Consider the following 12,923-nt stretch of genomic DNA (forward strand, 5'->3'; position numbering starts at 1 on the left):
CGCCCGCAACAGGGTTCCAGACCCCATAGAATGCGGGGGTGTCCTCCATTCTCAATGCCGATCTTCATTGCCACTCCGTGGTCTCCGACGGCACGCTGACGCCCGAAGAACTGGCGGCGCGCGCCGCAGCCAACGGGGTGGAACTCTGGGCCCTCACCGACCATGACGAGATCGGCGGGCAGCACCGCGCAGCGGCCGCGGCACGTGCCAACGGCATGCGCTACCTCACCGGCACCGAGATTTCCGTGACCTTCGCGGGCGAGACGGTGCACATCGTCGGCCTGGGCTTCGACCCCGACGACGCGGCCATCTCGCAGGGCCTGTACGACACGCGCGGCGGCCGCGGCAAGCGGGCGCAGGAAATGTCCGAGGGGCTGGCCAAGGTCGGCATCCACGGCGCCTATGAAGGCGCGCTCAAGTTCGTCGGTAATCCCGAACTCATCTCGCGCACGCACTTCGCGCGCTTTCTCGTCGAACAGGGCCACTGCCGCGACACGCCCGAGGTATTCCGCAAGTTCCTCACCGAAGGCAAGCCGGGCTACGTGCCGCACCGCTGGGCCACGCTGAAAGATGCCGTGCACTGGATCACTGCCGCCAAGGGCCTGGCCGTGATCGCCCACCCGGGCCGCTACAAGTTCACGGCCAACGAGGAATACGCGCTGTTCCTCGAATTCAAGGCGCACGGCGGCAAGGCGATCGAGGTCGTCACCGGCAGCCACACGCCGGCCGAGTTCGTCGAGTACGCCGACAAGGCGCTCGAGTTCGATTTCGCCGCCTCGCGCGGCAGCGATTTCCACAGCCCCGACGAGAGCCACTGCGATCTCGGCAAGCTGCCGCCCCTGCCCGGCGCGCTCACTCCCGTGTGGGAACTGCTCGGCGACCGTATCCAGCAGTGAGCCCAAGCCCCGGGACCAGCAACGACAACGCGGCGACCGTTGCGCTGGCGGCCGCTCGCGTGGCGCAGCAGCGAAGCCTCGGCAAGGAATCGGAACGCATCCTCGCCGGCATCGGCCTCGTGATACTGGCCGTGGCCTGCTTCGCCACGCTCGACACCGCCACCAAGTACTCCACGCTGGGCGTGCCCATCCTGATGGGCGTGTGGTTCCGCTATGCCTTCCAGGCGGTGGCGACCACGCTGGTGCTGCTGCCGCTGCGCGGCACGGCGCTGTTGCACACGAAGCATCCCCGCTACCAGGCGCTGCGCGGTGCGCTGCTGCTGGCATCGAGCATCTTCGCCTTCCTGAGCCTGCGCTACATGCCGCTGGCGGAGTTCACCTCGATCGTGCTGATCGCGCCGCTGGTCATCACGCTGTTGGCGGCCACCACGCTCAAGGAGCACGTCTCGCCGCTGCGCTGGACGCTGGTGGCGGGCGGTTTCATCGGCACGCTGGTCATCCTGCGGCCAGGCGGCGGCGCGTTCAGCTGGGCCGTTCTGCTGCCGCTGGGGCTGGTGCTGAGCAACGCCTGGTTCCAGGTGCTCACGAGCAAGCTGGCGCAGACCGAGAACCCGCTGACCATGCACTTCTACACCGGCTGGGTGGGCACGCTGATCGTCTCGCTCGTCGTGCCCTTCGTGTGGACCTCTCTGCCCTCCTGGGAATGGTGGGCGCTGCTGTGCCTCATGGGCTTCATGGGCACGGTGGGGCACTTCATGCTGATCCTGGCCTACCAGCGCGCGCCGGCGTCCACGCTCACGCCTTATCTCTATGCGCAGATCGCGTTCGCCATGCTTGGCGGCTGGATCGTCTTTTCCCACGTGCCGGACCGCTTCTCGCTCATCGGCATGGGGATGATCGCGGTCTGCGGCGCGGCCGGCGCGTGGCTCACGGTGCGTGAGCGCCGCGTGCCCATCGAACCCGCCGAATCCTGACCAGGAACCTTTCTTCATCATGGCCCAGTACTTCGAAGTCCACCCAGAGAACCCGCAGCAGCGGCTGCTGAAGCAGGCCGTCACGCTGCTGGAGCGCGGCGATATCGTGGCCGTGCCCACCGACTCCAGCTACGCGCTGGCCTGCCACCTCGACGACAAGGACGCGGTCGACCAGCTTCGCCGCATCCGCCAGGTCGACGAGAAGCACCACCTCACGCTGCTGTGCCGCGACCTGAGCGAGCTCGCCAACTACGCGCGCGTCGACAACAAGCAGTACCGCCTGCTGAAGGCGGCCACGCCCGGCCCCTACACCTTCCTGCTCGAAGCCACCAAGGAAGTGCCGCGCCGCGTAAGCCATCCGCAGCGCAAGACCATCGGCCTGCGCGTGCCCGACCACAAGGTCTTGCTGGAGCTCCTGTCGCTGCACGGAGCCCCTCTGCTCGCCACCACGCTGATCGCCCCGGGCGAGACCGAGGCGCTGAACGACGCGCAGACCATCCGCGAGCGCTTCGAGAAGCAGATCGCCGCCGTCATCGATGCGGGAGCCTGCCCTTCGCAGCCGACCACGGTGGTCGACCTGACGCCCATGGGCAGCGGCGACGACCCTGTCGTGGTGCGGCAAGGGCGCGGCCAGCTGGCCGTTCTGGGCCTTTGAAATCGGGCAGAGAAACACGCCCCGTCTGACACAATCGCCCAGTGGATATTTCCAACCTCATACAGACAGTACTGATCTATGCGCTGCCCGTGATCTTCGCGATCACAGTGCACGAGGCGGCGCACGGCTACGTCGCTCGCCACTTCGGCGACAACACGGCCGAGGTCATGGGGCGCGTCACGCTCAACCCGGTGAAGCACATCGATCCCATCGGGACCATCCTGATGCCGCTGATGCTGTACTTCGCGACCTCCGGTGCCTTCCTGTTCGGCTATGCCAAGCCGGTGCCGGTCAACTTCGGGCGGCTGCGCCATCCGAAGCGCGACATGGTCTGGGTGGCTCTGGCAGGGCCTCTTTCCAATTTCGTCCAGGCGATCCTGTGGGCTCTGCTGCTGGTGACGCTGGTCGCGGCGGGCGTCACTGAAACCTTTTTCATCAAGATGGCGCAAGGCGGCATCCTGGTCAACCTCGTGATGTGGGCCTTCAACCTGTTCCCGCTGCCGCCGCTCGACGGCGGGCGCGTGCTGGCCGGCCTTCTTCCCAGCGGCCAGGCCCAGATGTTCCTGGCACGCATCGAGCCATACGGCTTTTTCATCGTGATGGGCCTCGTCCTCGCGGGCATCGTCAGCACATACTGGCTGCGGCCGCTGATGGACGTGGGCTACTTCGTCATCAACCTGCTGATCACTCCGCTCAAGGCACTCCTGCTCTAGATTGCTTTAAGTAATTCTTCGTCTCTCCGTCCCATGGCTCCGTCTTCCAAAGCTCCCCTGCGCGTCCTGACCGGCATCACGCCTTCGGGCACGCCGCACCTCGGCAACTATGTCGGCTCGATCCGCCACTCGGTGCGGCAAAGCGTCGCGCCCGGCGTGCAGAGCTTCTTCTTCCTGGCCGACTACCACGCGCTCATCAAGGTGCAGGAGCCGGCGCTCATCCAGCGCTCCACCCTCGAGATCGCCGCCAGCTGGCTGGCCTGCGGGCTCGACCCCGAGCGCGTCACCTTCTACCGCCAGTCGGACATCGTCGAGATTCCCGAGCTGACCTGGTTCCTCACCTGCGTGACCGGCAAGGGCGTGCTCAACCGCGCGCATGCCTACAAGGCGCAGCTCGACAAGAACGTGGCCAAGGGCGAGGACCCCGACGCCGACGTGACGGCCGGCCTCTTCATGTACCCGGTGCTCATGGGCGCCGACATCCTGATGTTCAACGCCCACAAGGTGCCCGTGGGCCGCGACCAGGTGCAGCACATCGAGATGGCGCGCGACATGGCGCAGCGCTTCAACCACCTCTACGGCGAGCATTTCACGCTGCCCGAGGCCGAGATCGACGACGCGGTCGCCACCCTGCCCGGCCTCGACGGCCGCAAGATGAGCAAGAGCTACGGCAACACGATCCCGCTGTTCGCGCCGCGCGCGCAGCTGCAAAAGCAGATCTCCAGCATCGTGACCGACTCGCGCGCCCCCGGCGAGCCCAAGGAAACCGAAGGCTCGGCGCTCTTCCAGATCTACCAGGCCTTCGCCAGCGCCGAGGAAACCGAGACGCTGCGCAAGGCGTACGCCGATGGCATCGGCTGGGGCGACGCCAAGCAGATGCTGTTCGAGCGCATCGACCTAGAGGTGGCGCCGCTGCGCGAGCGCTACGAGGCGCTGATGAACGACCCGGCCCAGATCGAGCGCACCCTGCTGCTGGGCGCCGAGAAGGCGCAGGCGCTGTCGAAGCCTTTCATGGCCAGCCTGCGCCACGCGGTCGGCCTGCGCAACCTGGCGGCCGGCAAGGACAAGGGCGTCGCCAAGGCGGCCAAGGTCGCCAAACCCAGTTTCAAGCAGTACCGCGAGAAGGCGGACGGACTTTTCTATTTCAAGCTGTTGGATGCGCGCGGCGAAACCCTGCTGCAAAGCCGTGGATTCGCCTCGCCGCAGGAAGCGGGCCGTACCATCGCAATCCTGCAGGCGCAGCGCGGCGAAGCATTGCCCGCGCTGGCCAGCCAGATGGAGCCCATCGGTACAGAAGGAATACGCGCCGTCGAAGAGGCGCTGGAGGCACTGACGGAAGCGACACCCGGCACAACCAGCGGGAGTTGATCCGGCAACGCCCATCGGCTTATCGGCCGGTGAGCACGACGAGAGAAGACGGTGCGATCACAAAGGAAGAAAACATGAGCATTTATGTCATCGACGACCACCCCCTGATGCGCGACGCGATCGTGATGGTCCTGCGGCGCTTGCGCCCGGCCGAGAACATCGTCGAGCTCGAACGCCTCGACAAGCTCGCAGGCTCCGTGCAGCAGCGTGGTGCGCCTACGCTTTTCTGCCTGGACCTGAAGCTGCCGGACACCAACGGCGTGTCGGGCGTGATCGCGGTCAAGCAGGTCTATCCGAACGTGCCGATCGCCGTGTACTCGGCCGCGCCGTCCGCCGACATGGAAGACGCCTGCATCGAGGCCGGCGCCGACACCTACATCGAGAAGTCGGCCAGCTCCAACGAGCTGGCGGCCGCCCTTCGCGGCCTCCTGATGGCCGGCTCGGAAGACGAAGCCGACGAGATGCCGGCCGCCAACAGCGGCAAGCTCTCCAAGCGCCAGACGCAGCTGATCGCCATGCTCGACAAGGGCATGAGCAACCGCGACATCGCGACCGACCTGGAGATCAGCGAACACACGGTGAAGGTTCACCTGTGGCGCCTGTTCCGCAGGCTGGGCGTGAAGAGCCGCACCCAGGCGCTGCACTACGCGCGCACCAACGGCTTGTTGTCCGGCTAACCCCCAGGCTTCGCGCACTTCGTGTCGCTGCGCCAACCCCCTTGCAGGGGGCAACACCTGAGGACCGGCAAAGCCGGCTCCTCGGTGTTCCCGAATTGAAAAAACCGCGCTTGGCGCGGTTTTTTCATTGGGATGGACGCAGCGGCAGTTCGTCCTTAACCGCCGGAAGCCGTCACCCGCGCCTGCGCCACCGCCTCGTCTGCGTCGTGCAGCGCCACGCGGAACACGCTGCCGCTGCCCAGGCGCGAACGCACGCTCACGGGGTGCCCCAGCACGTGCGACAGGCGCGCGACGATGGCGAGGCCCAGGCCGAAGCCGTCCGAGGTGCCGGCGTGGTCGGCGACCTTGTAGAACTCCAGGAACACGTCGCGCAGGTGCTCGGGCGCGATGCCGATGCCGGTGTCCCACACCTCCACGCGCAGGCCGTCGCGGGTCTGGCGGGCGGCCAGCAGCACGCCGCCTTCGGTCGTGTACTTGATCGCGTTGGCCAGCAGGTTGCCGATCATGCGGCGCACGCGGATCGGGTCGGTGAGGAAGGAGCCCTCGCACATGTGCACGCGGAAGTCGAGGCCGCGGCTCTCGGCCACGGGGCGGTATTGCAGCTCCAGGTCGTGCAGCAGCTCGGGCACGTCGACCCGCTCGACGTGCAGGCGCACCTGGCCCGAATCGATGCGCGCCAGGTCGAACATCGAATCGAATAGCGCATTCACCGCGTGCGTGGCGCGCACGATCTTCGGCGCGAGTTCCAGAACCAGTTCGGGCTCATTGCGCAACCAGTCGGCGTACAACGAAAGTGCCAGCACGGGTTGACGCATGTCGTGCGCGGCGCTGGCGAGGAAGCGGTTCTTCATGGCCACGGCCGACACCGCCGCCTGCCGTTGCTGGGTCAGCGACTTGATGAGGATGTGGTTGTGGAACAGCAGCTCCAGGCTGTTGCGCGCCGTCTCGTGGATGTGCCGCCCGGCCCGCAGCAGCAGGAACCAGTGGAGGATCGGCAAGATCGGCATCAGGTAGCCGTACTGGAACTGCGGATGCTGCAGCGTGATGGACACCAGCCGTATCAGCACCGCGCCCAGCATCGTGATGAACAGCGTATTGACGTAGCGCTTGAGCAGCGGCGGATGCAGCGCCAGCCCGTTGAGCGGAAAGGTGCCCACGCCGGCCACGATGAGCCAGCTCATGAACTGGTTGACCTGCGGCGTGCGCTCGAAGAAGAGCAGCACCGACAGGCCCCACACCACAGCGCTGGTGCTCCAGACGAAGCCGTAGCGCTCGGTGAACTGCTGCTGGGCGGCCGCGCTGCGCCCGGCATAGCGCAGCGCATAGACACGCGCCCCCCAGGCGCGGCAGGCGGTGGCGATGACGCCGGCCAGGAGCCAGATCAGCAGTTCCCAGCGCGGCACATAGGCCCAGTTCAGGCCGACCATCGCCGGCATCAGCGCGGCAGAGACAAAGTACGAGCCCTTCGCCGAGCGCATCAGGCTGCGGATGAGCTCGCCGCGTACCCACGATTCGGCTTCATCGGCCGAAGCCGGGGCGGGGGTCATGCTGGCGATCGACGCATTGGCCATAAGCCGGCGATCTTAACGGCCCATCCGGCAATGTTTCACCGGGTAACAATCGATCGCCGCCCCAAAATGCGGGCGATAACCCGGAAGAATTAACCGATGCTCGACAACCTGACTCCCTTCCTCGTCCACTGGGCCATCACCGGCATCTCGCTGTGGGTGGCCAGCCATCTTTTCCGCGGGCTCAAGTTCGACAGCACCGGCGCGCTGGTGGTCTCGGCGCTGCTGCTGGGCCTGGCCAATGCCATCGTCAAGCCGCTGCTGATCGTGCTCACGCTGCCGCTGACGCTGGTGACCTTCGGGCTCTTCCTGCTGGTGATCAACGCGCTGATGATCCTGCTGGTGGCCGCGCTGGTGAAGGGCTTCAGGGTGTCCGGCTTCTGGACCGCACTCTTCGCGAGCATCTTCATCTCGCTGCTGAGCGTGGTCATCGGATCGTTCGTGACCGGCAGCGACCCCGCCGAGAAGGTGCAGATGCCGCAGAGCGGCAACTGGCTCTGAACGGCTAGGCGAGCACGGCGCCCTCGCGCAGCAGCGCCTCGCGCAGCGCCGGCACGGCAACCGCCCGCACCTGCGCACCCATGCCCTCGCCGGCCGACCGCGCCGCCATGGCCGCGGCGATGCCGGCCGCATGCCCCACGGCCATCGAGATCGTCATGACCCGGATGGCAGCCAGCGCCTCGTGGCTGGCCGAGATGCCCCGGCCCACGCCCAGCGCGTTGTCGAGCGTGGACGGGATCAGGCTGCGGTACGGGATCTGGTAGGCGTGGTCGTCGCCCATGGGCACGTAGTGCAGCGAGCCGCCCTTCGCGGGGTGGATGTCGATCGGGTACGCGCCCGCTGCGATCGCGTCGGCGAACTGCACCGGCTCCAGCAGCTCGGCGGCTGTGAGCACATGGTCGCCTTCCACCCGGCGCGTCTCGCGCACGCCCACCTGCGTGGCGAAAGCCCTCAGCCGCCCGTCGCCGCAGCCGGGCACGTGGGCCGCAATGAACTCCGCCGCCTTCCATGCCTGGCGCCGGCCTTCGATCTCGGCGCCGCCGAGCGCCATCGGATCGGTGGCATCGATGCCCAGGCGGCTGATGTTGAACCAGGCATCGTCCGAATGCGGCACGCGGCTCGAATGCAGTGCCGCCCGCGCGAGCCCGCCCTGCGCATAGCCCCTGGCGGCCAGTTCGGCAAGCTCGGCTTTCGAAAGCGCGCCGAAGCGCCCGAAATCGATCGGACCGAAGCGGAACATCATCGTGGCCGGCTGCAGCGCCTCGCCGCCGCCCAGTTCGAGGAAGCGCGCGCCCGCCTGCTTCAGCGCATCCATGTCGCCCGAGGCATCGACCAGCACGCCGGGGCGCAACGACAGCACGCCGCCCTTGGTCAGCACGCGCAGGCCCGTGACGCGACGCGCTTCGCACTGCACGTCGAGCAGGCTCGCGTGCAGCAGCGGCCGCACGCCGGCCTCGGCCACCATGTCGTCGAGCACCAGCTTGAGCACCTCGGGCTCGTACTCGACACGGTCCATGTGATGGCCGGTGGACATCACGAAGCGGTCGTGCTCGCGTGCGCCACCGTAGGCGCGCAGCCGCCGGACCACCTCGTCGGCCAGCCCCGCAACCACCGTTCGGCCGTTGCCGGTCTGCCAGCTGTTGAACTGCGCCACCGCCCCGGCCGTGGCGTTGCCGCCCAGGAAGCCATAGCGCTCGACCAGCACGACCGAAGCGCCCTGCCGCGCCGCCGCCACCGCGGCCATGGTGCCCGCGACGCCGCCGCCGCAAACCACCACGTCGGCCTCGACCGCATGGCTCGTTCCGATGTTCTCGTTGCTCATCCTAGTTCTCGACCTGGATGCCGCGGCTCTTCACCACCTGGCCCCAGCGGCTGCCTTCGGCCTTGAGGTACTGCGCGGTGGCCTCGCGGCCACGGATGAAGGTCTCGAGGCTCAGCGCGTCGAAGCGCTTCTTCACCGCATCGGACTGCAGCGCCGAGGCCAGCAGCTTCTCGAGCCGTGCCAGCCCATCGGCCGGAATGCTGCCCTTGGGCGCCACCAGCGTGGCCCAGCCCTCGACCTCCAGGCTCTGCAGCTTCAGGCTGCGCAGCGTGGGCACGTCGGCCAGTTCCGCCACCGGCTGCGCCGACGACACGGCCAGCGCGCGCAGCCGGCCCGAGCGGATGTGCACGATCACGCTCGGCAGGTTCAGGAAGCCCATCGACACCAGCCCCGAGATCAGGTCGGGCATCAGCGCGCTCTCTCCCTTGTAGGGCACGCTGACCAGCGAGGTGCCGGTCTCCTGCGCGAACAGCTCGGCCGTCAGGTGCGCCAGCGTGCCGGTGCCGCTGTTGCCGGCGCTGAGCTTGCCCGGCTGCGCCTTGGCCTGCGCCACCAGCTCGGCCAGCGTCTTCGCCTTCGAGTCGGCCGGCACCACCAGCACCAGCGGCTGCCGCGAGACCATGCCGACGGCGTCGAAGTCGCGCGCCACGTCGTAGCTCAGCTTCGGGTTGAGCGAGGGGTTGATCACCATGCTGTTGCTGCCCATCAGCAGCGTATGGCCGTCGCGGCTCTGCAATGCCGCCATCACACCGATGGCGCTGCCCGCGCCGGGCTTGTTCTCCACGATCACCGGCTGGCCCAGTTGCGGCGCCAGCACCTCGGCCAGCACCCGGGCCGATCCGTCGGCGCCCCCGCCGGGCGCGAAGGGCACGATGATGCGCACCGGCTTCGTGGGCCAGGCGTCGGCGGCATGGGCGCGGCGACCGAGGGCCGGCACGAGCGTCGCCGCCGAGATTGCGGAGATCGCATGCCTGCGCGTGATGCCGCGTGCGGCGGCTGTGGCTGTAGCCATGTCCTGTTTGCCTCTTGATCTGGTTGTTCTTGAAAAGAAGCCCGATGCTAGGAAGCGGCCGTCGGCCCGGCAAATACCAACATGTGGCAACGCCATAACATCGCGTTATCGAATCACGCCGATGGAACGGGCGATGTCATGAACCTCCGACAGATCGAAGTCTTCCGCGCCGTCATGTTGGCAGGCTCCGTCACCGATGCCGCGCGCTCGCTGCACGTCTCGCAGCCGGGCATCAGCCGCATGCTCTCGCACATCGAGCTGCAGCTGGGGCTGCGCCTCTTCGAGCGGCGCAAGGGCAGGCTGCTGGCCACGCCCGAGGCGCAGGCGCTCTTCGCCGAAGTCGAGCAGGTGTACCGGGGCGTGGCCCGCATCGACGACTGCGCTCAGGCGCTGAAGGACGGCAAGATGCTCACGCTGCGCGTGCTGTGCAGCCCCAGCACCGGGCTGGACATGGTGCCGCGTGCGCTCACCGCGCTGGGCGAGGAGTTTCCCTCCGCGCGCATCTACTTCGAGGTGCTGCTCGCGAGGGAGATGGTCAAGCGCCTCGCGGCGCACGAAGCCGACGTGGCGATCTCCACGCTGGCCATCGACGACCCGCTGCTCAGCTCCCGCCCCATCGGCCAGTGGACGCTGGCCGGCGTGTTCCCGCGCGGCCATGCGCTGGAGGCGCGGCGCACGCTGGCGCCTGCCGACATCCTGAAGGAACGCATGATCTCCTTCAGCCCCGACACGCCGCAGGGCCGCATCATTGCCGACTGGTGCGTGCAGCACCGGCTGCCGCCCGACGCCCGCGTCGAGGTGCGCGCCGGCCAGAGCGCCTGCGCCATGGCGGCGGCGGGCGCGGGCGTGGCCATCGTCGACGACCTCACCGCGCGCGGCTGCATGACCGACAGGCTCAGCTTCCGGCCGATCCGCAACGCGCCTTCCTTCGACATCTTCGCCGTGACCAACGAGAACTTCGCGGCCTCGCTGCTGGCGAACCGCTTCGTCGCCCACGCCCAGACCGCGCTGCGCCAGCTGAAGAAAGAGCGGGCCTGAGCCCGGGCGCCATCCCATATTCTGCGGAGGGACAGCGCGCGGCCGCTGCCTATGATCCGCCTCACCCCGGCGCCCAGACCGGCGGAACGAGGAGCCCCCATGAAGATCGCCTTCACGTCGTGCATGAACTTCAAGCCCGGCCCCGACGGCTACCAGCGCGTGTGGAACCGCATCGCGCAGGAGCAGCCCGACTACCTGTTCCTCCTGGGCGACCAGATCTACATGGACTTCTTTCCCAAGCTGGGCGAGCCGTCCGGATGGGACGCGGCGAAGTTCGCCGACGTGATGCAGGGCAAGTACGAAGCGCAGTGGAACGTGCCGAACTTCAAGGCCCTGCGCGACGCGCTGCGCCAGAAGCAGGGCAACGGCGGCGGCGTGTACGGAACCTGGGACGACCACGACTTCGCCTGGAACAACGCGCAGGGCTCGGACGTCAGCGCGCCGGTGAAGCAGCAGACCCGCAGGCTCTTCACCCAGTACATGCAGATCGAGCAACTGAAGAACCCGGCGCATCTCGACCCGGCCGTCGACGGCATCTACTACTCGATTCCGCTGATGCACCAGCAGCAGCGCATCGGCAAGGCCATCTTTCTCGACACCCGCTGGTACAGCACCGCCCCCGGCGACTCCAAGCCCCTGCTCGGCCAGAAGCAGCTCGACTACCTGAAGCAGGAACTGGCCGACGAGCAGGGCTACGTGCTGATCTGCGCAGGCATGCCCATTCGCGCGACCGGCAACGGATGGATGCGCTACCGCGACGACTACGCCAGGTTCCGCGCGATCATCCAGGGGCGCAAGTCGATCTTCCTGACCGGCGACATCCACGAGAACGCATTCCTGCCACCGGCCGGAGAGACGAAGATGTTCGAGGTGGTCTCCTCCGGCGCCTTCGTCACCAAGTACTACCTCACGGGCGAGCGCGAGAACTTCGGCATCCTCGAATACACGCCCGGGAGCACCGACATCAAGCTGTTCGACAAGCGGGGGCTGGAGATGCACAACGTCATCGACAACGCCACCTTCATGCACCAGGAGATCCGCTGAAGGCCTTCCCGCGGGCTGCGGCCTACTTGCCCCAGATCGCCTTGTACTGGTTGCGGTAGCCGTTGTCCGGGTCGAACACGTTCCTCGGCCCGCCGTCCTTGCCCACGTTGCCCACCGTCACCAGGTGCACCTTGGGCACGTAGCCCGACCACTTCTCCTTGGCGAAGGCGCGATTGAGTTCGTCGACGATCTGCCAGCCCTGCATGTTCAATGGCTCCGGTACCGTGCCGGCCTGGAAGCGCTGCGTGCGGATGCGCTGGTACGCGGCCTCCGAGCCGTCACCGGCCGACACCGCCTTGGGCGCGCCGTCACCCTTCTTGCCCGCTGCGGTGAGCGAAGGGCCCATGAAGTCGAAGTACAGGTCGTTGATGGCCAGCGAGTGCGTCCACTTGTCGCCGAAGCGCTGCAGCAGCGCGGTGGTGAGCTGCGGCATGCGGGTGGAGCTCTCGGCGATGGGGCTGTCCTCGAAGCTCAGCACGGTGCAGCCGCCGCATTTCTTGACGACGGCCTCCATCGCGCGCGCCTTGTAGAGCGCGATGGCGTACTGCGAGTCGGTGAAGATCACCACGCCGGCCTTGCCGTTGGAATCGGCCACCACCCACGAGGCGGCGACGTCGGCCACGTCGTCGGTCACCGTGGTCACGTTGGCGAAGAGGCCCGCCTTCTCGTTCGGGCCGGGCTGCTCGCCCGAGTGCCAGCCGACCAGCGGAATGCCCGATTTGGCCGCGCCCGCGAACGCGGCCTTCTGCTCGGTGGTGTCGAAGCCGCCGACCACGATGCCCGCCGGCTTCACCGCCAGCGCCTGGTTGAGCGCGGCCGTGCGCCCGCTCACCGTGCCCTGCCCGTCGATGACGCGCACCGTCCAGCCGATGGCGCGGGCGGCCTCTTCCACGCCCTTGCTGACGCCGACGATGCCGCCGTTCTTCATGTCGCCCGCGACGAAGACGATGGTCTTGCCGGCCGCGGCCTTCGGGCCGGCGGTGGGGCCGTCCCACTTCTCCTTGGTCATGGTCGCGACCTCGACCTTCTTCTTCGCGGCATCCAGAAAGTCGTCGGCCATGGCCTTCGGCGCCAGCGCGGCGGCGCACAGCGCCAGCACCGCGGCGGCGACGCTGCGCGCGGGAACACTCTTCTTCATGCTTGTCTCCAGTCGTCG

General features: G+C 67.7%; 13 protein-coding genes. 9 read left to right on the forward strand and 4 right to left on the reverse strand.

The features are described from left to right. Nucleotides 1-38 precede the first annotated feature (38 nt). From ABL838_RS23495 to ABL838_RS23520, 6 genes are all read left to right on the forward strand, one after another. Nucleotides 39-896, forward strand: coding sequence for a 3',5'-nucleoside bisphosphate phosphatase (locus ABL838_RS23495; protein ID WP_019657848.1), 858 nt, complete (start codon nt 39-41; stop codon nt 894-896). Next, nucleotides 893-1,870: a DMT family transporter gene (locus ABL838_RS23500; RefSeq protein WP_126023362.1), complete on the forward strand. Its 978-nt coding sequence runs from the start codon at nt 893-895 to the stop codon at nt 1,868-1,870. The genes ABL838_RS23495 and ABL838_RS23500 overlap by 4 nt, the downstream gene beginning before the upstream one ends. Before the next feature lie 19 nt (nt 1,871-1,889). Further along, a complete protein-coding gene (locus ABL838_RS23505; protein WP_126023361.1) occupies nt 1,890-2,525 on the forward strand; it encodes an L-threonylcarbamoyladenylate synthase in 636 nt (211 codons plus the stop codon). A gap of 41 nt (nt 2,526-2,566) precedes the next feature. After that, entirely contained in the window at nt 2,567-3,238 is a 672-nt protein-coding gene (locus tag ABL838_RS23510; protein WP_418122168.1) for a site-2 protease family protein, read from the forward strand. A 33-nt stretch (nt 3,239-3,271) separates the two neighbouring features. After that, the gene (locus ABL838_RS23515; protein ID WP_184641112.1) at nt 3,272-4,606 is read left to right on the forward strand and encodes a tryptophan--tRNA ligase; all 1,335 of its coding nucleotides are present in this window, start codon (nt 3,272-3,274) and stop codon (nt 4,604-4,606) included. Nucleotides 4,607-4,680: 74 nt separating this feature from the next. After that, complete coding sequence (locus ABL838_RS23520) at nt 4,681-5,283, forward strand: LuxR C-terminal-related transcriptional regulator (protein WP_007837193.1); 603 nt, start codon at nt 4,681-4,683, stop codon at nt 5,281-5,283. Between the two features lie 155 nt (nt 5,284-5,438). On the opposite strand, the gene shkS is transcribed toward ABL838_RS23520, so the two are convergent. After that, on the reverse strand, nt 5,439-6,854 hold the full coding sequence (shkS, locus tag ABL838_RS23525; protein WP_126023358.1) for a surface-behavior sensor histidine kinase ShkS: 1,416 nt from the start codon (nt 6,852-6,854) through the stop codon (nt 5,439-5,441). 96 nt (nt 6,855-6,950) lie between these two features. On the opposite strand from shkS, the gene ABL838_RS23530 reads away from it, so the two are divergent. Beyond that, the gene (locus ABL838_RS23530; protein ID WP_184641111.1) at nt 6,951-7,352 is read left to right on the forward strand and encodes a phage holin family protein; all 402 of its coding nucleotides are present in this window, start codon (nt 6,951-6,953) and stop codon (nt 7,350-7,352) included. A 4-nt stretch (nt 7,353-7,356) separates the two neighbouring features. Here the strand turns inward: ABL838_RS23530 and ABL838_RS23535 are convergent, their stop codons facing one another. Together ABL838_RS23535 and ABL838_RS23540 are read right to left on the reverse strand one after the other, a co-directional pair. Further along, nucleotides 7,357-8,673, reverse strand: a complete 1,317-nt coding sequence (locus tag ABL838_RS23535) for an FAD-dependent oxidoreductase (RefSeq protein WP_418122170.1) — start codon at nt 8,671-8,673, stop codon at nt 7,357-7,359. Between the two features lies 1 nt (nt 8,674). Further along, nucleotides 8,675-9,685, reverse strand: coding sequence for a Bug family tripartite tricarboxylate transporter substrate binding protein (locus ABL838_RS23540; RefSeq protein WP_418122171.1), 1,011 nt, complete (start codon nt 9,683-9,685; stop codon nt 8,675-8,677). Nucleotides 9,686-9,823: 138 nt separating this feature from the next. Between ABL838_RS23540 and ABL838_RS23545 the strand changes: the two genes are divergently transcribed. Together ABL838_RS23545 and ABL838_RS23550 are read left to right on the forward strand one after the other, a co-directional pair. Beyond that, complete coding sequence (locus tag ABL838_RS23545; protein WP_418122172.1) at nt 9,824-10,723, forward strand: LysR family transcriptional regulator; 900 nt, start codon at nt 9,824-9,826, stop codon at nt 10,721-10,723. A gap of 99 nt (nt 10,724-10,822) precedes the next feature. Beyond that, nucleotides 10,823-11,767, forward strand: a complete 945-nt coding sequence (locus tag ABL838_RS23550; RefSeq protein ID WP_369661127.1) for an alkaline phosphatase D family protein — start codon at nt 10,823-10,825, stop codon at nt 11,765-11,767. A 22-nt stretch (nt 11,768-11,789) separates the two neighbouring features. Here the strand turns inward: ABL838_RS23550 and ABL838_RS23555 are convergent, their stop codons facing one another. After that, nucleotides 11,790-12,905 carry a substrate-binding domain-containing protein gene (locus ABL838_RS23555; RefSeq protein WP_418122173.1) on the reverse strand — a complete coding sequence of 372 codons (1,116 nt, stop codon included), beginning with the start codon at nt 12,903-12,905 and terminating at the stop codon, nt 11,790-11,792. Nucleotides 12,906-12,923 lie beyond the last annotated feature (18 nt).

The organism is Variovorax sp. 160MFSha2.1, from assembly GCF_048305075.1.
GTDB lineage: Bacteria > Pseudomonadota > Gammaproteobacteria > Burkholderiales > Burkholderiaceae_C > Variovorax > Variovorax guangxiensis.

Coding starts and splice junctions, on each gene's coding strand:
- ABL838_RS23530 (WP_184641111.1), top strand. CDS start 6,951: ATGCTCGACAACCTGACTCCCTTCCTCGTCCACTGGGCCATCACCGGC.
- ABL838_RS23555 (WP_418122173.1), bottom strand. CDS start 12,905: ATGAAGAAGAGTGTTCCCGCGCGCAGCGTCGCCGCCGCGGTGCTGGCG.
- ABL838_RS23540 (WP_418122171.1), bottom strand. CDS start 9,685: ATGGCTACAGCCACAGCCGCCGCACGCGGCATCACGCGCAGGCATGCG.
- ABL838_RS23535 (WP_418122170.1), bottom strand. CDS start 8,673: ATGAGCAACGAGAACATCGGAACGAGCCATGCGGTCGAGGCCGACGTG.
- ABL838_RS23545 (WP_418122172.1), top strand. CDS start 9,824: ATGAACCTCCGACAGATCGAAGTCTTCCGCGCCGTCATGTTGGCAGGC.
- ABL838_RS23515 (WP_184641112.1), top strand. CDS start 3,272: ATGGCTCCGTCTTCCAAAGCTCCCCTGCGCGTCCTGACCGGCATCACG.
- ABL838_RS23520 (WP_007837193.1), top strand. CDS start 4,681: ATGAGCATTTATGTCATCGACGACCACCCCCTGATGCGCGACGCGATC.
- shkS (WP_126023358.1), bottom strand. CDS start 6,854: ATGGCCAATGCGTCGATCGCCAGCATGACCCCCGCCCCGGCTTCGGCC.
- ABL838_RS23550 (WP_369661127.1), top strand. CDS start 10,823: ATGAAGATCGCCTTCACGTCGTGCATGAACTTCAAGCCCGGCCCCGAC.
- ABL838_RS23505 (WP_126023361.1), top strand. CDS start 1,890: ATGGCCCAGTACTTCGAAGTCCACCCAGAGAACCCGCAGCAGCGGCTG.